Below are 19,593 nucleotides of genomic sequence, written 5' to 3' on the forward strand. Positions count from 1 at the left end.
TTGTGCAATAGTGCTTTCCGCCCGCGTCCCGTGCCGCCGGAAGGAACGCCCGATGCCGAACACTCCCCAACCGAGCAGACGGCTGGTCCTCGGCGGCGTCGGTGCCGCCGCGGTCACGGCGGCGGTCGCGCCGGTCGCCCGGGCCGGCTCGGTCACAGCGGCGACCCTCGCCCGGCCGGACCTCGCCGTCACCGGCCGCGAGACGGACCTCGGCACCGGCTGGCGGTTCGCCCTCGCGAACCCCGACGGCGTCACCGACCCGGACGGCCGCTTCGCCGACGCCGCGAACCCCGCCTTCGACGACTCGGCGTGGCAGGTCGTCGACGTCCCGCACGACTGGAGCATCGAACTCCCGCCGACGGAAAAGGGCGGCACCAGCAGCGGCTCCGGCTTCTTTCGCGGCGGCCTCGGCTGGTACCGCAAGACCTTCACGCTGCCGCCGTCGCTGCGGGGCAAGCGCCTTTCGGTCGAGTTCGACGGCGTCTATTCGGACGCCCACGTCTACTTCAACGGCGAGCTGCTCGGGAACCACCCCTACGCCTACACCGGGTTCGCCTTCGACCTGACCGGCAGGCCGCACACCGACGGGCGCCCGAACGTCCTCGCCGTGCGGGCGGTGAACCCGCTGCCCAGCAGCCGCTGGTACTCCGGCAGCGGGATCTACCGCCGCGTCCGGCTGGTGGTGACCGAGCCGGTGCACGCCGGCCGGCACGGCACGTTCGTCACCACCCCGGACATCGCGGCCGGTCGCGGCACGGTCCGGGTGGCGACGGACGTCGTCAACGACTCCGCCGCCGCGGTGACGGCCGAGGTGCGCACCACGGTCACCGACCCGGCGGGCCGGGCCGTGGCGAACGGCTCGGCGACCGTGGCCGTACCCGCCGGGCGGATGGCGACCGCCGTCACCACGCAGAACGTCGCCGCGCCCCAGCTGTGGTCGACCGGCACGCCCCGGCTGTACCGGGTGCGCACCGACGTCGTCGTGGCCGGGCGCGTGCTCGACACGACCACCGCGGACTTCGGCTTCCGGTACACCGGGTTCCACCCGGACCACGGGTTCTCGCTCAACGGCGTGCCGACGAAGCTGCGCGGGGTCAACCTGCACTCGACCCAGGGTGCGCTGGGCGCGGTGATCGACCCGGCCGCACTGGAGCACCAGATGCGGCTGATGCTCGCGATGGGCGTCAACGCGCTGCGGACGGCGCACAACCCGCCCGACCCGCAGCTGGTGACGGTCTGCGAGCGGCTGGGGATCGTGATGATGGTCGAGGCGTTCGACTGCTGGCGGACCGGCAAGCTCGAGTACGACTACCACCGCGACTTCGACGCGTGGAGCGCGCGCGACATCGCCGAAATGGTCCACGCCGCCAAGAACTCCCCGGCCGTCGTGCTGTGGTCGATCGGCAACGAGGTGCCCGACGCGTCGATGGCGGGCGGCCCCGAGATCGCGAAGGCGCTGATCGCCGTGGTCCGCGGGATCGACCCGACCCGGCCGGTCGTCATGGGCTCCGACCGCTACCGGAGCGTCCCCGCGCCGGGCTCGCCGCAGGACCTCATTCTCAAGCAGCTCGACGGCCTCGGCGTCAACTACAACACCGCCCAGTCGATCGACGGGCTGCACAAGCAGTACCCGGACAAGTTCTTCTTCGAGTCGGAGTCGTCGTCGGCGACCTCGACGCGCGGGGTGTACCAGGACCCGGACCTGCTCAACACGGGGGAGAATCACACGCCGGGCAAGCGGGCGACGTCGTCCTACGACAACAACCTCGCCTCGTGGACCTTCAGCGGCGAGTACTCGCTGAAGAAGGACCGGGACCGGAAGTTCTGCCAGGGCCAGTTCCTCTGGGCCGGGCAGGACTACCTCGGCGAGCCCACGCCGTACGACGTCTTCCCGGTCAAGACGTCCTTCTTCGGCGCGGTCGACAGCGCCGGCCTGCCCAAGGACGCCTTCCACCTGTTCCGCAGCCAGTGGACCACCGCGCCGATGGTGCACCTGACCCCGATGGACTGGACGGACCACCGGCCCGGCGAACCGGTCGCGGTCCGGGTGTACTCCACTGTGGACACCGTCGAGCTGGTGCTCAACGGGAAGTCGCTCGGAGTGAAGAAGTTCGACCGCAAGACCACTGTGGACGGACGGCCGTACCTGGAGACGAGCGAGCCCTCCGGCGACGACAAGAACGACCCCTCCGGCAGCTACACCAGCCCGAACGGCGGCCGCGGCAAGCTGCACCTGACCTGGACCGTGCCCTTCGAACCCGGCACGCTGACCGCGATCGCCCGCGCGGGCGGCCGCGAGGTGGCGCGCGACGAGCTGGTCACGGCCGGGCCGCCGCGCGCGATCAAGCTCAGCGTGGACGCGCCGGGCGGCGGCGTGGTGGCGGGGGCGATGACCTTCGTGACCGCGTCCGTCGTGGACGCCCGCGGGGTGGTCGTGCCCGGCGCCGAGCCGGTCCTGCGGTTCACCGTCCGCGGGCCGGGACGGGTCGCCGGAGTGGACAACGGCAGGCAGGAGCTCGCTCAGAGCTACCAGCAGCCGGCGATCCCGGCGTTCAAGGGCCAGGCGGTCGCGGTGATCGCGGCGTCCGGCGGCCGGGGCCCGATCACCGTGACGGCGAGCGCGCCGGGACTGGCCCCGGGCACGATCACCGTGCCGGGCTCGAACCTCGGTCAGCGCAACGGTCCCGGCGCACGGGCCGTCGAGACGGCGGTGGTCCCGGCCCCTTCGACGGCGGACGCGAGCTACTCCGGCGCCCCCGACACGTTGCCGTCGGCGATGCTGGACGGCAACCCGGCCACCGGCTGGTCGAACCTCTACGTCAAGCAGGCGACGGCGACCCTGCCCGCGGTGAGCCGGCCGCGCGCTCAGGACTGGGTGTCCCTCGCGTGGCCGTCATCCCAGCGATTCGGGGCCGTGACGGCGAACTTCGTGGTGGACGGGAAGCTGACGCTCCCGGCCGCGGTCGAGGTCGCCTACCGCACGACCCGGGGCTTCGAGCCGGTGCGGAACCTCCGGATCACGTGGGGGACCGGTGCGAACGACCCGACGACGTTCGCGTTCGACCCGGTGGTGACCACGGAAGTGCGGGTCACCATGACCGCGCGCGGGTTCCTGCGGATCAGCGCGCTGACCGCGCGCTGACGCGCGGGCCCGGCGAGGCGCACCCCTCGCCGGGCCCTTACGCGTTCACCGGGAGCAGGGAGCCAGCGCGTCGAGGCCCTGCGGCTTGGCCGCGTTGCGGCCGATGGCGGTGGCGATCCGGTTGATCGTCGCCACGCGCTTGTCCTCGAGCGGGCCGAGGATGGCGTTCTGGACGAAGTTCGGGCCACCCTGGCCGACGGTCGTTTGCAGGCGGTTGTTGGCTTCGTCGATCTGCGTGTTCAGCAGCTCGAGGTTGCGCTGGACCTCCGCCTGGGCCTGGGCGGGGATGGCCGGGAGCTTGCTCGCCACGTCGGGGCACGAGATCTTTCCGACCCCGGAGTTCCCGGTGTTCCCCTTGTTCCCGTTGTTGCCCGCGTTCCCGTTGTTGCCCTGGTTGCCGTTCTGGCCCGAGTTCCCCTTGCCGCCGTTGCCCTGGGCCGGCGCGGTCCCGCCGTTGCCCGCGCCCTGGCCACCGACCGAGCACGTGGCCAGGCTGTCGAGGCCCTGTGGCTTCTCGGCCCGGCGGCCGATCGCGATGGCGATGCGGTCGATCGTGGACTTCCGCTTGTCCGCCAGCGGCCCGAGGATCGCGTTCTGGACGAAGTTCGGGCCGCCCTGGCCGACCGTCGTGCGCAGCCGGTTGTTGGCCTCGTTGATCTGGGTGTTCAGCAGGTCGAGGTTGCGTGTCACCTCGGCCTGGGCCTGGGCGGGGATGGCCGGGAGCTTGCTCGCCACGTCGGGACAGCTGATCTGGCCGACGGCCGCCTGGTTGTTGGAAGCGGCGTTCGCCGCGTTGGGGTCACCGAAGGTCGTCGCGACCGCCAGTGCACCGCCTGCGATCGCGAGGGCGAGCGCGCCGGTCGCGATCTTCGTCCGCTTGGAGAGGCGGTGGCGTCCACCGGTAGCAGGCATGAATGACTCCGTTTTCGTGGATGAGTTAGCGTGAACATGTGGGTACTCCGCCGCCTTCGGGGGGTGCGGCGGGGTTTCGGATGGGGCGGTTCCTGTGGAATCGCCGACGCCATGGTGGCCTCTGGACCAGCGGTTTGTCCAGTGTGATCCGGAAAGAAAAGAAAATCTGAACCGTTTCGAACCGGGGTACGTGTATCCGGGTGAAGGGTGTTGTGTAGCCGCATTGTTCGGCGTGCCCGGAATTGTTTCGCGCAATTCCGGCGGGAAAGCCGGGCTTGACGTGCCCGGCGAAGCCTCCTAGCTTCGACATACCGACCGGTCGGTGTCCAAAGGAGGTCGCTGGATGAGCTGGTACGACGCGAAGCCCTGGCTCGCGAGCTACGACGAACGAGTGCGGGCCGCAGGACCGGCGAAGCCGACGACGCTGCCCGAGTCGTTCCGCCGCACCGCGGACCACGTCCCGGACCGGGCGGCGATCGCGTACTTCGACGCGCGGCTGAGCTACCGCGAGGTCGACGAGCTCTCCGACGGCGTCGCGCGGTACCTGGCGGCGCACGGCTTCGCCCGCGGCGACCGGCTCGCCCTGGTGCTGCAGAACATCCCCCAGTTCGTCATCGCCCTGCTGGGCGCGTGGAAGGCCGGCGGGATCGTGGTGCCGGTCAACCCGATGTACCGCGAACGCGAGCTCACCCACGTGCTCACCGACGCCGGCGTCAAGGCGATCGTCTGCTCGCAGCGGGGCTGGAACGCCTACATCGCCGGTACGGTGAAGGGCAGCCCGGTCGAGATCGCGCTCACCACCAGCGAGCTGGAGTTCCAGACGCGCGACGACGAACGCGTGCTGGGCAAGGTCGCCCGCGAGGAGACGCCGGGCGCCGTCGAACTCCTCGAAGCCGCGGCCACTCCGGGCCCGAAGCCCCCGGAGCCCGCCTTCGCCCTCGACGACACCGCGCTGATCAGCTACACCTCCGGCACGAGCGGCACGCCCAAGGGCGCCACCAACACCCACGGCAACGTCGGCACCAACGCCGCCGGGCTCGGCGCCTTCAGCGGCCTGCCCGCGGGTTCGACGCTGTTCGGGCTCGCGCCGCTGTTCCACATCACCGGCATGGTCTGCGAGGTCGGCTCGGCGATCGACATCGAGGGCACGCTGGCGCTCGCCTACCGGTTCGAACCCGGCGTCGTGCTCGACGCCTTCCTCGAACACAAGCCGTCATACACGGTCGGGCCGTCCACGGCCTACATGGCGCTGATGGCCCACCCGTCCTTCAGCCGCGAACACTTCGCGTCGTTCGCGCTGCTGTACTCCGGCGGCGCCGCGCTGCCGCCCGCCGTCGTCGAGGCGTTCCGCGCGAAGACCGGGCACTACATCCACAACGGCTACGGCCTCACCGAGACCACGGCCGGCTGCGTCGTCGTCCCCGGCACGCTGGAAGCCCCGATCGACCCGGCGTCCGGCACCATCTCGATCGGCCTGCCGATCCCCGACACGATCGTGCGGATCCTCGGCGAGAACGGCGAAGAACTGCCGCCCGGGCAGGCGGGCGAGATCGCCGTCGAGGGCCCGATGGTCGTCTCGGGCTACTGGAACCGCCCGGACGCCACCGCCGAAGCCCTGCCCGGCGGGCGGCTGCTCACCGGCGACATCGGGTTCATGGACGAACGCGGCTGGGTCTACGTCGTCGACCGCAAGAAGGACATGATCAACGCGTCCGGCTTCAAGGTCTGGCCGCGCGAAGTCGAGGACGTCCTGTACACGCACCCGGCGGTGCGCGAAGCCGCCGTCGTCGGGATCGCCGACGAATACCGCGGCGAGACGGTCAAGGCGTACGTCAGCCCCGCGCCGGGCGCGAACGCCGACCCCGCGGAGCTGGTGGCCTGGTGCAAGGAGCGGCTCGCCGCCTACAAGTACCCGCGCACCATCGAAGTCCTCGACGAGCTGCCGAAGACCACGAGCGGCAAGATCCTGCGCCGCGAGCTGCGAGCGAGGGGCTGATGGTCGAAACCGTTCGTGGCGCGATCGCGCCGGAAGCACTGGGCCGGGTGCTGATGCACGAACACCTCTTCGTGCTCAGCCCCGAGTTCGCCGCCAACTACCCGGAGCACGAAGGGTTCCGGGAAGACGCGCACGTCCCCGAAGCGATCCGGCGGCTGAAGGAGCTGAAGGCCGCCGGGATCGACACGATCGTCGATCCGACGGTGATCGGCCTCGGCCGCTACATCCCGCGCGTGCAGCGGGTGGCCGCCGAGGTCGACGTCAACATCGTCGTCGCCACCGGGCTCTACACCTACAACGACGTGCCGCACTACCTGCACTTCCGCGGGCCGGGCACGATGCTGCAGGGCGAGGATCCGCTCATCCGGATGTTCGTGGGGGACATCACCGACGGCATCGCCGGCACCGGCGTCAAGGCCGGGCTGCTCAAATGCGCGACCGACGAACCCGGTGTGACTCCCGGCGTCGAACGCGTGCTGCGCGCGGTGGCGAAGGCGCACGCCGAGACGGGTGCGCCGATCATGACCCACACGCACGCGGGCACGCGGCGCGGCCTGGAGCAGCAGGCGATTTTCGAGGACGAGGGCGTCGACCTGACCCGCGTGCTGATCGGGCACTCCGGCGACTCGACGGACCTGGGTTACCTGACCGAAGTGGCCGACCGCGGTTCGCTGCTGGGCATGGACCGGTTCGGCCTGGACCTGCTGCTGCCGTTCGAAGAGCGGGTGAACACGGTCGCGGCGCTGTGCGAACGCGGCTACGCGGGCAGCATGGTGCTCTCGCACGACGCGTCCTGCTACATCGACTGGCTGCCCGCCGAGCAGCTGCCGTCGCTCACGCCGAACTGGCACTACCTGCACATCACCCGGGACGTGCTGCCGGCGCTGCGGGAACGCGGGGTGTCCGAAACGGACATCACGACGATGCTGGTGGACAACCCGCGGCGGTTCCTGTCGAGCCGTTATCCTGGGGCGTCCTGAGAGGGGGTCCTGCGGTGACTCGAGCAAGCACCCGCAAGCCGGGCGAGGCCACCGGCGACGACCAGGCCGCCGTACCCCGGCGGCTGCTGGAGCACGCCACGAAGCTGTTCGCCAAGAAGGGCTTCGACCGCACGTCGGTCCAGGAGATCGTCGAGGCCGCTGGCGTCACCAAGGGCGCGATGTACCACTACTTCGGCTCGAAGGACGACCTGCTCTACGAGATCTACGCGCGCGTCCTGCGTGAGCAGACCCGGCAGCTGGAGAGCGTCGCCTCGTCGGCCGCGCCGCTGCGGGAACGCCTCGCGGCCGCCGCGTCCGACGTCGTCGTGTCCAGCATCGACAACCTCGACGACAACACGATCTTCCTGCAGTCGATGCACCAGCTGTCCCCGGACAAGCAGAAGGCGGTGCGCGCCGAGCGCCGCAAGTACCACGAGCGTTTCCGCGGCCTGGTCGAAGAGGGCCAGGCCTCGGGCGAGTTCCGCACGGACAAGCCGGCCGACGTCGTCGTGGACTTCTTCTTCGGCTCGGTGCACCACCTGGGCTCGTGGTACCGCCGCAGCGGCTCCCTGACGGCCCGCCAGATCGGCGACCACTACGCGGACCTGCTCCTGGACGCCCTCCGCCCGCCGGCGGGCTAGTGGCGCTGGAGGTGGTCGAAGTGTTCCGGCAGTCGATCGCCGGCATCACCAGTGACGCGCGGGACCGCCTCGCCGAGCTGTACGCCGAAGACGCCGTCGTCGAGCACCCGTCCGCCTGACCGCCCGAGCGGTCGGCTGGGCGCGGATCCGCGAGCACTTCGGCGTTCTCGCGGCTGGACCTCAAGATGACCGCGCGGAACGTCCGCGTGACCGTCCGGGGCGGCCTGGTCGTGCGTTCGCGGGACTACCAGGGGCGCTGAGCCGGGCTAGTGCCGCTGGAGGTGGTCGAGCAGCAGGGCGCTCACCTCGTCCGGCGCTTCCATCGCCATCCACTGGCTCGCGCCCTCGATGATCTGGAACCGGTACTCCGCGTCGATGTGGTGGACGGTCAGCTCGGCCGCGGCCTGGCCGAGGTAGGGGTCTTCGCGGCCCCAGAGGTAGAGCGTCGGCACGGTGATCGGGCCGGCCGGGATCTCGAAAGCGTCGTTCGTCGCGCCGCGGTACCAATTCAGCGTCGCGGTGAGTGCGCCCGGTTCGGAAAGGCGGGCGACGGCGCGTTCGACGAATGCGGCGGGAATGTGCCTGCTGTAAACGGCCCGTAATTGCGCGGCTTCGTCGCGTAAGAGGTATTTCTCGGCTTTGCCGACGGCGCGCCGGAAGAAGCGGATGTAGCCGAGGTCGTGGAACTGCCCGTCGTCCGTGGCGGCGGCGCACTGGAGCGCTGCCGGGTGCGGGGTGGAGAGCACGGTCAGTGAGCGCAGCCGTCCGGGGTGCGCGGCCGCGAGGGCCCAGGCGACCATGCCGCCCCAGTCGCGGGCGACCAGGTGGAACTTCTCCGCGCCCTGGCTGTCGGCGAAGGCGAGGGCGTCGCCGACCAGGAGGTCGAGGGAGTAGCGCTCGACACCGTCCGGACGCGCGCCGGCGGCGTACCCCCGCTGGTCGACGGCCAGCGCCCGGTAGCCGGCCTCGCCGAGGGCGTGGAGCTGCTCGGTCCAGGCGTCGGCGAACTCGGGCCAGCCGTGCAGCAGCAGCACGAGCTCGCCGGACGCGGGCCCGGCCGCGAGCGCGCTGTGGAGGTGATCACCGACGGTGATGGTCAATTCTTCCAGCGTGCCGGGCGACCCGGCGTCCGTCGGAGCGACGGCGGTTTCCATGGCGCACAGGCTAGATCCGGACGGCGGGTGGAACCAATGGGGAGAAGGGCACTTTTGCCTCCCTTTTGCCCTCGAAGTGGCCCGGCTCACAGAATTTTCGCTCGTCTGAGCGAAAATGCGAAAGAACTTGAAAAGTATTCATGAAATCACCGGGATCGGGTGCTCGGATGAGAGTACGCGAGCGTAGTCGGCCGCGCACGGACGGCGTCCAGTGGCGAGGCAGCGCCCGGTGTCCCGAAGCGCCCCAATGTGGCGTTGGTTGCGTCCAACGCACCGAACGCCACATTGGGTGCGCTGGACGCACCGAACGCCACATTGGGGCGCTCGGGCGTGGCGAGGCTGCGGTCAGGCGGGCAGGTTCACCAGGTCCGCCAGCCGGGCGCGGTGCTTGCCCGGCGTGCCCAGGGCGAGCTCGTCCGCCTTGGCGCGCTTCAGGTACAGGTGGGCCGGGTGCTCCCACGTCATCCCGATGCCGCCGTGCAGCTGGATGGCCTCCTCCGTCGCCTTCACCGCGATCGGCGCGTTGCGGGCCTGGGCCACCGCCACCGCGATCGGCACGTCGGTGCCCGTGGCCAGGGCGTCCGCCGCGTTGCGGGCCGCCGCGCGGGCGAGGACCAGGTCCGTGTACAGGTTCGCCAGGCGGTGCTTGAGCGACTGGAACCCGCCCACCGGGCGGCCGAACTGGTACCGGCCCTTCAGGTAGCGCACCGTCTCCGTGAGCGCCCACTCGGCGATCCCGGTCTGCTCCGACGCCAGGATGCCCGCCCCGGTCAGCAGGGCGTTCTCCAGCGCCGCGGCGGCCTCCGGGCCCGAGGCGACCAGCGTGGCCGGGGCGTTGTCCAGCGACACGTCGGCCACGCGGCGCGTCAGGTCGAACGACACCAGCTCCGAGACCGTCGCGGCCGACGCCTCGACCACGTACAGCGCGGGGCCGTCGGGGCCCGCGGCCGGGACGACCAGCAGGTCCGCCACCGACGCGTCGGCGACCGTGCCCACGCGCCCGCTCAACGTGCCCTCGGCCGAGGCCGTCACCGACGACGGGAAGCCCGCGCCCGGGGCCGTCGACAGCGGCACGGCCAGCGCGCCGATCGTCTGGCCGGCCGCGAGCCGGCCGACGAAGTCGCGGGCGCCCGCGTGGACCAGTGCCGTCGTCGCCAGCACGACGCTGCCGAGGAACGGCACCGGCGCCACACTGCGCCCCAGCTCCTCGGCCACCACGGCCACCTCGCGAGCCGACGCGCCGTGCCCGCCCAGCTCCTCCGGCACCGCCAGCCCGGCGACGCCGACCTCGTCGGCCAGCGTGCGCCACAGCTTCAGGTCGTACGGCTCCGCCGTCTCCACGCGCCCCAGCAGCGCCTCGGCCGAAGCCTTGTCGGTGAGCAGGTCCCGGACCGAAGCCCGCAGATCCTCTTCGACGTCGGAATAGAGCAGGTCGGTCATCGGGGGAGGTCCTTCCAGGCGACGTCCTTGTCGACGCGCGGCTCCGAGGGCAGCCCCAGCACGCGCTCGGCGATGATGTTGCGCAGGACCTCCGAGGTGCCGCCCTCGATGGAGTTGCCCTTCGCGCGCAGGTAGCGGTAGCCGGCCTCGCGGCCGGTGAAGTCGACGATCGCCGGGCGCCGGAACGTCCAGTCGTCGTAGGCCAGGCCCTCCTCGCCGAGCAGCTCGACCTCCAGGCCGGTGAGCGCCTGGTTGAGCTCGGAGAAGGCGACCTTCATGGCCGAGCCCTCCGGCCCGGGGGCGCCGACGGCGAGCTGCTGGCGCAGCCGGGTGCCGGCCAGCCGCAGCGTTTCCGCCTCGACCCACCGCTGGACGAGCCGGTCGCGCAGCTCCGGCGTGCGCAGCTCGGGCCGCTCGCGCCAGGTCTTCGCGACGATCCCGATCAGGCCGCCTTCGCGGGGCTGGACGTGCCCGCCGATCGCGACGCGCTCGTTCATCAACGTGGTCTGCGCGACCTTCCAGCCCTCGCCGACCGCGCCGAGGCGCTGGCTGTCCGGGATCCGGACGTCGGTCAGGAAGACCTCGTTGAACTCGGCCTCGCCGGTGATCTGGCGCAGCGGCCGCACCTCGACGCCGGGGGCGGTCATGTCGCACAGGAAGTACGTCATGCCCTGGTGCTTGGGCACGTCCGGGTCGGTGCGGGTGACCAGGATGGCCCACTGCGACTCGTGCGCCCCGGACGTCCACACCTTCTGGCCGGTGACGATCCAGTCGTCGCCGTCACGGACCGCCCGCGTGCCGAGCGCGGCCAGGTCGGAACCGGCGCCGGGCTCGGAGAACAGCTGGCACCACACCTCCTCGCCGGTCCACAGTGGACGCAGGAAGCGCTCGCGCTGCTCCGGCGTGCCGAAGGCGAGGATGGTCGGCGCGGCCATGCCGAGGCCGATGCCGATCCGGCGCGGGTTGTTGTCCGGCGCGCCCGCTTCGGTGAACACGGCGTCCACAACGGACTGCAGCGCGCGCGGGGCGTTCTGCCCGCCGAGGCCGGCGGGGAAGTGGATCCAGGCGAGGCCGGCGTCGAACCGGGCCCGGAGGAACTCCAGCTTGTCGGTCGACGCGGGGTCGTGCGAGGCCAGGAACTCGGTGGCCTGGCGGGTCAGGTCTTCGACGGTGACAGTCACTTCGCGCCCTCCGAGAGGTACTTCTTCAGTTCGCGCCGGGCCAGCGAGCGCTTGTGGACCTCGTCCGGCCCGTCGGCCAGGCGCAGCGTGCGGTTCCCGGCCCACATCGCGGCCAGCGGGAAGTCCTGGCTGACGCCGCCCGCGCCGTGCACCTGCACGGCCTTGTCGAGGATCCACTCGACCGCGGCGGGCGTCGAGATCTTGATCGCCTGGATCTCGGTGTGCGCGCCCTGGTTGCCGACGGTGTCCATCAGCCACGCGGTCTTGAGCACGAGCAGCCGCTGCTGTTCGATGCGCACGCGGGACTCGGCGATCCAGTCCTGCACCACGCCCTGCTGGGCGATCGGCTTGCCGAACGCCTCGCGCGAGATCGCGCGGCGGCACATGAGCTCCAGCGCCCGCTCGGCCATGCCGATGGCGCGCATGCAGTGGTGGATGCGGCCGGGGCCCAGCCGGGCCTGGGCGATCGCGAAGCCGTCACCCTCGCCGGCGATGAGGTTCTCGACCGGCACGCGGACGTCCTCGAACAGGACTTCGGCGTGGCCGCCGTGGTCGCTGTCGTCGTAGCCGAAGACGTGCATGCCGCGCTTGACCGTGACGCCCGGCGTGTCGCGGGGGACCAGGATCATGCTCTGCTGCTTGTGCGGCGGGCCGTCCGGGTCGGTCTTGCCCATCACGATGAAGATCTTGCACGCGGGGTTCATCGCGCCGGAGATGTACCACTTGCGGCCGTTGACGACGTACTCGTCGCCGTCTCGCCGGATGGCCGTCTCGATGTTGCGGGCGTCGGAGGAGGCGACGTCCGGCTCGGTCATCGCGAAGGCGGAGCGGATCTCGCCGTTGAGCAACGGTTCCAGCCACTGCTTCTGCTGCTGCTCGTTGCCGAACATGGCCAGCACTTCCATGTTCCCGGTGTCCGGCGCGGCGCAGTTCAGCGCGGTCGGCGCCAGTCGGATGCTGCGGCCGGTGATCTCGGCCAGCGGCGCGTACTGCAGGTTCGTCAGGCCCGCGCCGTGCTCGCCGGGGAGGAAGAAGTTCCACAGCCCGCGCTTGCGCGCCTCGGCCTTGAGCTCCTCGACGACCGGAGGGATGGCCCACGGGTCGTCGCGTTCGGCGAGCTGCCGCTCGAACACCGGCTCGGCGGGGTAGATGTGCGAGTCCATGAACTCGAGGAGCTTCCCGCGCAGCTCCTCGGTCTTCTCGTCGAACGCGAAGTCCATTTACTTCTCCTCTTTGAGAATCTCGTTGCCGTGCGCGACGAGCGGCGCGACCCCGGCGCCGACGCCTTCGAAGCCCGCCCCGACCGTCTGGCCCTTGGTGAAGCGGTAGTAGATGCCTTCCAGGATCACGGCCAGCTTGAAGAACGCGAAGCTGACGTACCAGTTCAGCTGCGAGACGTCCCGCCCGGAGCGCTCGGCGTAGCGGGCGACGACCTCGTCGGTGCCCGGGTAGCCCGGCGCCGAGCTGGCGTTGGACACGAACGGCAGCGACACCTTGTCGCGCTCGGCGTAGGCCACCAGCAGCGCGAGGTCGGTCAGCGGGTCGCCCAGCGTCGACATCTCCCAGTCGAGCACCGCCGAGATCTTGTCGCTGGAGTCGACCAGGACGTTGTCCAGGCGGTAGTCGCCGTGGATGATCGACGGCGTCCCGGACACCGGCACCGCCGCCGCGAGCCGGTCGTGCAGTTCCTCGATGCCCGGCAGGTCGCGGCTGCGGGAGGCGTCGAGCTGCTTCTTCCACCGCCGCAGCTGCCGGTCCAGGAAGCCTTCCGGGCGGCCGAAGTCACCCAGCCCGACGGCGGCCGGGTCCACCGAGTGCAGGTCGACGAGCGTGTCGACCAGCGCGTCGGCGATCGCCGCGGTGCGCTCCGGGCCGAGTTGGCCCAGCTGGTCCGCGGTCCGGTAGGGCGTGCCCTCGACGAAGCTCATCACGTAGAACTGCGCGCCGACGACGTCGGGGTCCTCGCACAGCAGCAGCGCTTCGGGCACCGGCACGGCGGTGTCGCGCAGGCCGGAGATCACCCGGAACTCGCGGCTCATGTCGTGCGCGGTCGGCAGCACGTGCCCGAGCGGCGGGCGGCGCACCACCCAGCGCGACCGGCCGTCGCCCACCACGTAGGTGAGGTTCGAGCGGCCGCCCTCCACGACGTCCGCGGTCAGCTCCCCGGCGACCAGCCCGGGCCGCTCCGCGTCCAGGTGGGCGCGCAGGCGGCCCAGGTCGAGTCCTGGCGGGTTCATCTCGCCTCCTCAAGCTTCGTCCAGGGGAGCATACCGACTAGTCGGTATGAGGTACAGAGACTGCCGGGAAGCGTCACTTTCACGTGAAAGCGACGCTTCCCGAGCGATGTTCACGCCAGGAACCGCGTCACCCACTCGGCGACGCAAGCGGGCTTCGCTTCGCCGTCGATTTCGACGGTCCACTTCGACACCGCCTGCTTGCCGCCCGGGATGTCGGTGATCTCCACCAGCTCGGCCCCGGCGCGCACCTTCGAGCCGACCTTCACCGGCTGCGGGAAGCGGACCTTGTTGAGGCCGTAGTTGATGCCCATCTTGATCCCGTTGACCCGGTAGATCTTCGGGCCGAACGCCGACAGCAGCGACAGCGTCAGGAAGCCGTGGGCGATGGTGCCGCCGAACGGGCCCGCGGTCGCCATCGGCTCGTCCACGTGGATCCACTGGTGGTCGTCGGTGGCGTCGGCGAACAGGTTGACCCGCTCCTGGGTGACCGTCAGCCACTCGCTGTACCCGAGGTGCTCGCCGGCCGCGGCCGCGAACGCGTCGAGATTCTCGAACTCCCGCATCGGCCTCAGTCCTTCGGTCCGCCGGCGACGTAGATGACCTGGCCGGAGACGAACCCGGCGCCCTCGCTCACGAGGTACGACGTCAGGTGCGCGATGTCGTCGGGCGTGCCGACGCGCTGCACCGGGATCTGCGACGCGGCCGCGGCCTTGAAGTCCTCGAAGCTCATGCCGAGCCGCTCGGCGGTCGCCGCGGTCATGTCGGTGGCGATGAAGCCCGGCGCGATCGCGTTGGCGGTGACGTTGAACTTGCCCAGCTCGATGGCGAGGGTCTTGGTGAAGCCCTGCATGCCGGCCTTGGCGGCGGAGTAGTTGACCTGGCCGCGGTTGCCCAGCGCCGAGGTGCTCGACAGGTTGACGATCCGGCCGTACTTCTCCTGGGTCATGTACTTCTGCACCGCGCGGGTCATCAGGAACGAGCCCTTGAGGTGCACGTCGAGCACGGAGTCCCACTCCTGCTCGGTCATCTTGAAGATCAGGTTGTCGCGGGTGATGCCGGCGTTGTTGACCAGCACGACCGGCGGCCCGAGCTCGTCGGCGACGCGGGTGACGGCCGCGTCGACCTGCTCGGCGTCACTGACGTCCAGCGCGACACCGACGGCCTTGCCGCCCCGGGCGACGATCGCCTCGGCGCCCTGCTTGACCCCGGCCTCGTCGAGGTCCAGCAGCCCGACGGCGAAGCCGTCCTCGGCCAGCCGCGCCGCGACGGCGGCACCGATGCCGCGGCCGGCACCGGTGACCACGGCGACACGGGAAGGGGAATCGGTCACGGGGGACCTCCTCGTCGTTGAGAAGCGGGCTCGTGCCCGCGAGCCTACTAAGCGGTTGGTCACAGACGATACGGGCAGCGGCCCGGATTTGGCTGCCAACGTACGCAGTTTTCCGGCGCCGCGCCCGGCGCGGGCCGTTTCCCGAGGCAGCCGGGGACGCCGGTGGCCAACGTCACACCCGGACGTGTCACCGCCGGCCGGGGCGGAGGACGGCGTTCGGCCGCTCCGCGACGACGTCTCGACGACGTTTCCACGACGGCCGGCTGCCAGCCTCTTCCCAGATCGGTGGCAGCCGCCGCCGGATCAGGGGATTCGTTGCCGGGCTCGGAAGCCCGGGGGAGGTACACGTGAAATTCTCCAGGACGATCGCATTCATCGCCGCAGTCACCGGGGTGCTGGTCATCCAGCCCGTGGCGCACGCCGGCGGGGCCCCGCACTACCTGGAACGGACGAGTGGCAACGGCTGTACCGTCGCCGGAGGTACCTACAAGTACGACCTCGTGGGGGAAGGCCGGTACGACGCGAGTATTTCCGGCGTGTTTGTCAAAGACAAGTGTGACGCCAAGAACCGCATCAAAGACGGTTACGGCGGCACCATGCGAGTGGTGTACCGGCAGTGGACCGGCAGTGCTTGGACGAGCCTGTACAGGGACTTCGCACTCGGCGCCGACGGCTCGTGGGACAGGGGTGACGGCGCGTACAGCTGGGGGGAATACGACGTGGCCGACGTCAGGTTCCAAGCCTGCAACAGGAACGAGTCCACCGGCTACGTCGGTACCTGCACCCCGATCTAGGGGGATCACCGCGGTAGCCGCGTTCGATCAGGCGTTCAGCTCGAAGCGGAAGCGCTGGGCCGCGGCGCCGCTGCAGGGCTGCTGGATGGCTTCCGCCCCCGGCGCCGTGTCGTCGTCGCCGATGCCGATGCAGAAATCGGTGCGTGCTCGCCGCAGGCGGTAGTCGTCGGTGGCGGTGGCGTCGAAGTGCTCGATCCGGAAGAGCTGCGCCTCGTCCTCGACCCGGCAGTCTTCCTCCGGCTCCAGCATGTCCTTGGCGGGGCTTTCGTTGCGGATCGTCAGGCAGCCCATTCCCTTGTCCACGGGGTGTTCCCATTTGATTTCGGTCACGTCGTCGCCGATGGGCTGCAGAAAGGTGCGGGGACCACCGGGTTCGGTGCAGGGGAGCTGGACGGCGACCTCCGACCGGTACCGGCCCGAACGTTCCCTTCCGGCGGTCAGGCACAGCGCCGGCGTGCGCGCGGGCCGGATCCGTACCCAGTTCCCCGCGGAAGAGAGCGCCAGCACCCTGGGGAACTGTTTCGCGGTGGGGGTTTCGGCCTTTCCCTGGTGTGCGGGTGGCGCATCGGTCGTCGTCAGCAGGACGACGGCCGTCGCCACCGCCGCCAGGACGATCGCCACGGCCAGGACGCCGGTCTTCCGTCCGGCGGCCGGCGCGGCACCGGGGGCCGAAGTGTCCGCCACGGCGTTCCCCGGGCTCGGGTGCTCCGTCACGGTGGCCTCGCGGACCAGGCGTTCGTAGGCGCCCATCCAGTCATCCAGCCGGTCCTGCCCGCCGCAGGCACGGACGAACGCCCCCAGCAGTTCCGGCCGCGGCAGCGTCTGCCGCCGGAGGAGGTCGGCGACGGTGCTGCGGGCCAGGACGTCGCCATGGGCCGTCGCCCTTTCCTCCATTTGCCGCAGCGTCAATCCCGATCGATTCTTCAGCTCGCGCATCGCCGCGATGAACTCGGCCGAATCACGCGCGGAAACGGGATCAACGCGATCGTCCTCCACGACCACAGGGATACCGGACCGAGGCCATGGGAAGCAACAGAGCCTGTCCGGCTGTCCGGACAATGTCGCCGCCATCCCCCTTGACCAGGCCGGACAGCGGAAAGCTGTCCGGGACACGCGACTCGTATTGCCGAACCCGCGAAGCCGGAGGAACGCTGCACACACCGATTCCCGGCGCCGGCGACGAGCCGCGAAGGGGACATCAAGGGGTTCGCGTGCTGGGGGAGAGGCCGTGGTGGAATTCGGGGTGCTGGGTCCGTTGGAGGTCCGCGACGGCGGCAGCGTCGTGCCGGTCGGTCCGCCGCGGATCCGTGCGGTGTGCGCGATCCTGCTGGTCAGGCCGGGCCACCTGGTCACCGTGGAGCAGTTCGTGGACGAACTGTGGCCGGGCCGGCCACCCGCCGGGGCGCGAGCGCTGGTGCGGGACTACGTTTCGCGGTTGCGTCGCGTTCTGCGGTCGGTCCGGAGCGGCGCCGACCGCTTGGTCACGCGCCGGCCAGGGTACCTGCTGAGGGTCGAAGACCAGGAGCTCGACCTGCACCGGTTCGAACGGGTCGTCGCCCAGGCACGGACGGCCACCCGGGGCGGGGAAGCCGATCGCGGCGCCCGGTTGTTCCGGCAGGCGCACCAGTTGTGGCGTGGGGAGCCGTTCGCGGACGTGCCCCGCACGGAAGCCATCGGTGCGGCCGCCGGCTGGCTGGCCGAACAACGGTGCAGCACCCTGGAGGAGCGGTTCGACGCCGCGCTGGCGGCCGGCCGCGAGACGGAGGCCGTGCGGGAACTGCCGGCGTTCGTCATGGCGAACCCGTTGCGGGAACGGCCCGCCGGCCAGCTCATGCTGGCGCTCTACCGGTGCGGCCGCCGAGCCGAGGCGCTGGACCACTACCAGCGGATCCACCGCGCTCTGGCCGACGAGCTGGGCGTCGCTCCCGGTACCGAGTTGCGGACCTTGCACCTGCGGATCCTCAACGGCGACCCGGCTCTGCGCACGCCGGCCGCCCCGCGCAGGGCGGCGACCGCCACGCCGCTCACGCCCCGGCAGCTCCCGCGCGACATCACCACGCTCGTCGGCCGGGACACCGAACTCACCGAACTGACCGACCGGTCCGGGCCGCTCGGGGCGGGCCGCGGCCACCCTCGGCGGAGCCCGGTGGTCGTCGTCCACGGGGCGCCCGGCGTGGGCAAGTCGGCACTGGCCGTGCGCGCGGCCCACCGGCTGGCGGCCGGATTTCCCGACGGGCAGCTGTACGTGAACCTGAACGGTGCCACCGCCGGGGTGGCACCGCTGCCGGCGGCCGAAGCACTGCACCGCATGCTGCGCGCACTGGGTGTCCCACCCGTGGAGATGCCGCCCGGTGTGGAGGAAGCCGCCGCCTTGTTCCGCACGACGGTCGCCGATCGGCGGTTGCTGGTCCTGTTGGACAACGCCGCCACCGCGGCGCAGGTCGGCCCGCTGCTGCCCGGGGGTTCCGGCGCCGCGGTCCTGGTCACGAGCCGGACCCGGCTGGTCACCCTCGACGGCACGACCCACCGGCAGGTCGGCCCGCTGCGCCCGGACGCGGCGAGCGCGATGCTCGACGCCTTGGTTTCCGGCGGTCGCACGGCCGCGGATCCCGGCGCGGCCCGGGCGCTGGCCGCGCTCTGTGGCCATCTGCCACTCGGCCTGCGGGTCGCGGCGGCCCGGCTCAACGCACGACCCAGCCGGCCGGTGCGGTGCCTGCTCGCCCGGCTCTCGGACGAACGGCTCCGGCTGGCCGAGCTCGCCGTGGGCGGCTTCGGCCTGCTTGGCAGCTTCCTCGTGAGCTACACCGCGCTGAGCGGCAGCGACGACTCCACCGACCGGCTGGCGGCGCGCGCACTGTGCCTGTTCGGTCTGTTGCCGGTGGCCGGCATCGACAGCGACCTCGCCGCGCGGGTGCTGGGTATCCGCGGCTCCGATACGGACCGCGTCGTGGAACGCCTGCTGGACGCGAACCTGCTCGAGGAGACCGCGCCCGGGCGCTTCGCCATGCCTGACCTGGTCAGGTTGTTCGCTCGTGAACTCGGGCGGGAAACGGTGGCACCGGACGAACAGCAGGCGGTGCTCACCCGCGTGCTCGATCACGGCTCTCCGCCACCGCAGCCCAGCGGCCGGGAGGCCCCGGCACGAACACCGGGAGGGAACGGATGACCAGGGCGGGAGGCGCCGCGCGCCGGCGCTCGGACACCGGCGATTCGGTGACCGGCTGGCAGTGGCCGACAACGCGTCCGAGGCAGGCCGTCGCGGTCCCTCGACCCGCGGGCCCTGCTGATCCGGACCGCGCAACGCGGCGGCCAACGTCACACCGTGTGCGTCACCGCTCGCACGGCCCGAAGTACCGGCATTCGATCAGGGCCCGCGGGTCGAGGGACCGCGCGCGGGGCTCGAGCGTGTCCAGCAGCGGGGCGACCTCGTCGAGGTCCACGGCACCGCCCGCGGTCAAGGGGAAGAACCGCTCCCGGGTGTCGTGCTCGGCGCAGCCGCTGCCCCGGAGGTTGCCCGCCGGGACGACGGCGAAGACCTCGTCGCCGTCGTCGTCGAACGTGAAGTAACTCCGCAGCCGCACCGGGGTGGTGCCGGCGACGTCGTTGATGTGCCGGCCGCCGTAAGTGGCGGGGTAGTGCCACCCGGCGTGCACGTCGTCGGCGAACCACGTCTCACCGGGATCGCCGGTGCCATCGAGGTGCCAGCCCCGCGCGGTGAGGAACTCGTGCACGCGGCGCTGGCGGCCGAGCACCAGGTCGGTCGGCGGCGTGGTCATCTGCATCCCC

16 protein-coding genes are annotated in these 19,593 nt (G+C 71.2%); 6 read left to right on the forward strand and 10 right to left on the reverse strand.

What is annotated here, in order from left to right; translation table 11 throughout:
- Window positions 1-52: 52 nt before the first annotated feature.
- Entirely contained in the window at window positions 53-3,142 is a 3,090-nt protein-coding gene (locus tag AB0G28_RS10835) for a glycoside hydrolase family 2 TIM barrel-domain containing protein (RefSeq protein ID WP_361086083.1), read from the forward strand.
- A gap of 45 nt (window positions 3,143-3,187) precedes the next feature.
- On the opposite strand, the gene AB0G28_RS10840 is transcribed toward AB0G28_RS10835, so the two are convergent.
- On the reverse strand, window positions 3,188-4,054 hold the full coding sequence (locus AB0G28_RS10840; RefSeq protein WP_361086085.1) for a hypothetical protein: 867 nt from the start codon (window positions 4,052-4,054) through the stop codon (window positions 3,188-3,190).
- Window positions 4,055-4,397: 343 nt separating this feature from the next.
- On the opposite strand from AB0G28_RS10840, the gene AB0G28_RS10845 reads away from it, so the two are divergent.
- The 3 genes from AB0G28_RS10845 to AB0G28_RS10855 are packed head-to-tail and all read left to right on the forward strand — an operon-like array spanning window position 4,398 to window position 7,671.
- Window positions 4,398-6,050 (forward strand): AMP-binding protein, encoded by a 1,653-nt coding sequence (locus AB0G28_RS10845; RefSeq protein ID WP_361086088.1) that lies wholly within the window; start codon window positions 4,398-4,400, stop codon window positions 6,048-6,050.
- A complete protein-coding gene (locus AB0G28_RS10850) occupies window positions 6,050-7,030 on the forward strand; it encodes a phosphotriesterase-related protein (protein WP_361086091.1) in 981 nt (326 codons plus the stop codon). The genes AB0G28_RS10845 and AB0G28_RS10850 overlap by 1 nt, the downstream gene beginning before the upstream one ends.
- 14 nt (window positions 7,031-7,044) lie before the next feature.
- Window positions 7,045-7,671: a TetR/AcrR family transcriptional regulator gene (locus AB0G28_RS10855; RefSeq protein ID WP_361086093.1), complete on the forward strand. Its 627-nt coding sequence runs from the start codon at window positions 7,045-7,047 to the stop codon at window positions 7,669-7,671.
- Window positions 7,672-7,937: 266 nt separating this feature from the next.
- Here the strand turns inward: AB0G28_RS10855 and AB0G28_RS10860 are convergent, their stop codons facing one another.
- The 7 genes from AB0G28_RS10860 to fabG all read right to left on the reverse strand — a co-directional run bounded on the left by AB0G28_RS10860 (window position 7,938) and on the right by fabG (window position 15,013).
- Complete coding sequence (locus AB0G28_RS10860) at window positions 7,938-8,825, reverse strand: alpha/beta hydrolase (RefSeq protein ID WP_361086096.1); 888 nt, start codon at window positions 8,823-8,825, stop codon at window positions 7,938-7,940.
- 345 nt (window positions 8,826-9,170) lie between these two features.
- Complete coding sequence (locus tag AB0G28_RS10865; RefSeq protein WP_361086099.1) at window positions 9,171-10,265, reverse strand: acyl-CoA dehydrogenase family protein; 1,095 nt, start codon at window positions 10,263-10,265, stop codon at window positions 9,171-9,173.
- Window positions 10,262-11,446, reverse strand: coding sequence for an acyl-CoA dehydrogenase family protein (locus AB0G28_RS10870; RefSeq protein ID WP_361086101.1), 1,185 nt, complete (start codon window positions 11,444-11,446; stop codon window positions 10,262-10,264). The genes AB0G28_RS10865 and AB0G28_RS10870 overlap by 4 nt, the downstream gene beginning before the upstream one ends.
- A complete protein-coding gene (locus tag AB0G28_RS10875) occupies window positions 11,443-12,666 on the reverse strand; it encodes an acyl-CoA dehydrogenase family protein (protein WP_361086104.1) in 1,224 nt (407 codons plus the stop codon). Before AB0G28_RS10875 ends, AB0G28_RS10870 begins: the two co-directional genes overlap by 4 nt.
- Window positions 12,667-13,683 (reverse strand): phosphotransferase family protein, encoded by a 1,017-nt coding sequence (locus AB0G28_RS10880; protein ID WP_361086107.1) that lies wholly within the window; start codon window positions 13,681-13,683, stop codon window positions 12,667-12,669.
- A gap of 110 nt (window positions 13,684-13,793) precedes the next feature.
- The gene (locus tag AB0G28_RS10885; protein WP_361086110.1) at window positions 13,794-14,246 is read right to left on the reverse strand and encodes a MaoC family dehydratase; all 453 of its coding nucleotides are present in this window, start codon (window positions 14,244-14,246) and stop codon (window positions 13,794-13,796) included.
- 5 nt (window positions 14,247-14,251) lie between these two features.
- Entirely contained in the window at window positions 14,252-15,013 is a 762-nt protein-coding gene (gene fabG / locus AB0G28_RS10890) for a 3-oxoacyl-ACP reductase FabG (RefSeq protein ID WP_361086113.1), read from the reverse strand.
- A 347-nt stretch (window positions 15,014-15,360) separates the two neighbouring features.
- On the opposite strand from fabG, the gene AB0G28_RS10895 reads away from it, so the two are divergent.
- Window positions 15,361-15,807 (forward strand): hypothetical protein, encoded by a 447-nt coding sequence (locus tag AB0G28_RS10895; RefSeq protein WP_361086115.1) that lies wholly within the window; start codon window positions 15,361-15,363, stop codon window positions 15,805-15,807.
- A gap of 27 nt (window positions 15,808-15,834) precedes the next feature.
- Here the strand turns inward: AB0G28_RS10895 and AB0G28_RS10900 are convergent, their stop codons facing one another.
- On the reverse strand, window positions 15,835-16,878 hold the full coding sequence (locus AB0G28_RS10900) for an RICIN domain-containing protein (protein WP_361086118.1): 1,044 nt from the start codon (window positions 16,876-16,878) through the stop codon (window positions 15,835-15,837).
- 157 nt (window positions 16,879-17,035) lie between these two features.
- Between AB0G28_RS10900 and AB0G28_RS10905 the strand changes: the two genes are divergently transcribed.
- Window positions 17,036-18,973: a BTAD domain-containing putative transcriptional regulator gene (locus tag AB0G28_RS10905; RefSeq protein ID WP_361086121.1), complete on the forward strand. Its 1,938-nt coding sequence runs from the start codon at window positions 17,036-17,038 to the stop codon at window positions 18,971-18,973.
- 163 nt (window positions 18,974-19,136) lie between these two features.
- On the opposite strand, the gene AB0G28_RS10910 is transcribed toward AB0G28_RS10905, so the two are convergent.
- Window positions 19,137-19,583 (reverse strand): hypothetical protein, encoded by a 447-nt coding sequence (locus tag AB0G28_RS10910; RefSeq protein ID WP_361086124.1) that lies wholly within the window; start codon window positions 19,581-19,583, stop codon window positions 19,137-19,139.
- Window positions 19,584-19,593: the final 10 nt, after the last annotated feature.

Origin of the sequence: Amycolatopsis sp. NPDC021455 (genome assembly GCF_040640995.1) — a bacterium.
Lineage (GTDB): Bacteria > Actinomycetota > Actinomycetes > Mycobacteriales > Pseudonocardiaceae > Amycolatopsis.

Bases quoted from the DNA above. Each gene is read 5' to 3' on its own strand.
- AB0G28_RS10850 (WP_361086091.1), top strand. From the start codon at position 6,050: ATGGTCGAAACCGTTCGTGGCGCGATCGCGCCGGAAGCACTGGGCCGG.
- AB0G28_RS10840 (WP_361086085.1), bottom strand. From the start codon at position 4,054: ATGCCTGCTACCGGTGGACGCCACCGCCTCTCCAAGCGGACGAAGATC.
- AB0G28_RS10885 (WP_361086110.1), bottom strand. From the start codon at position 14,246: ATGCGGGAGTTCGAGAATCTCGACGCGTTCGCGGCCGCGGCCGGCGAG.
- AB0G28_RS10910 (WP_361086124.1), bottom strand. From the start codon at position 19,583: ATGACCACGCCGCCGACCGACCTGGTGCTCGGCCGCCAGCGCCGCGTG.
- AB0G28_RS10880 (WP_361086107.1), bottom strand. From the start codon at position 13,683: ATGAACCCGCCAGGACTCGACCTGGGCCGCCTGCGCGCCCACCTGGAC.
- AB0G28_RS10900 (WP_361086118.1), bottom strand. From the start codon at position 16,878: ATGGCGGCGACATTGTCCGGACAGCCGGACAGGCTCTGTTGCTTCCCA.
- AB0G28_RS10845 (WP_361086088.1), top strand. From the start codon at position 4,398: ATGAGCTGGTACGACGCGAAGCCCTGGCTCGCGAGCTACGACGAACGA.
- AB0G28_RS10860 (WP_361086096.1), bottom strand. From the start codon at position 8,825: ATGGAAACCGCCGTCGCTCCGACGGACGCCGGGTCGCCCGGCACGCTG.
- AB0G28_RS10865 (WP_361086099.1), bottom strand. From the start codon at position 10,265: ATGACCGACCTGCTCTATTCCGACGTCGAAGAGGATCTGCGGGCTTCG.
- AB0G28_RS10875 (WP_361086104.1), bottom strand. From the start codon at position 12,666: ATGGACTTCGCGTTCGACGAGAAGACCGAGGAGCTGCGCGGGAAGCTC.
- AB0G28_RS10835 (WP_361086083.1), top strand. From the start codon at position 53: ATGCCGAACACTCCCCAACCGAGCAGACGGCTGGTCCTCGGCGGCGTC.